The 362-nt window shown below is 54.7% G+C and carries 1 pseudogene; it reads left to right on the top strand.

From position 1 onward, the window contains the following. Positions 1–362: pseudogene (locus EN804_RS35205) on the top strand (hypothetical protein); the annotation flags it as partial.

The raw sequence follows: 362 nt of genomic DNA, 5'->3' as shown, positions 1-362 counted from the left end.
TGCAGTATGACCTCATCATCGTTGGCGGCAATGTGCTGGACATGAACCTCATCAGCCAGATCGCCGTGCTTTACGACAATGACTGGGCCCGAGCCAATCCCGATGCACCGGGAGGCGCCACTATTCAATCCGGCAACAATCTCCTTTGGAATGATGCCTCCATCTATAACGTCGGCTCCAACGACCGTTTCGAAACGATGCCCGACTACATGGCGCAGACGGTGTCCGCGATCAATGAGCGCGATCCGAACATGCCGGATGCACTTGCGCATGACAGCAATTTTGCCGGCTATCAGGGACTGAACGTGCTCTACATCACCGGCAATCTCTACGATGTCAGCATCATCAAGCAGGTGAGTGTG

The sequence above is a fragment of the Mesorhizobium sp. M8A.F.Ca.ET.161.01.1.1 genome (genome assembly GCF_004792105.1).
In the GTDB taxonomy this organism is placed as follows: Bacteria; Pseudomonadota; Alphaproteobacteria; order Rhizobiales; family Rhizobiaceae; genus Mesorhizobium.
Note: the sequence above shows the minus strand (reverse complement) of the source record. Positions and strands in the feature narration are given on the sequence as shown.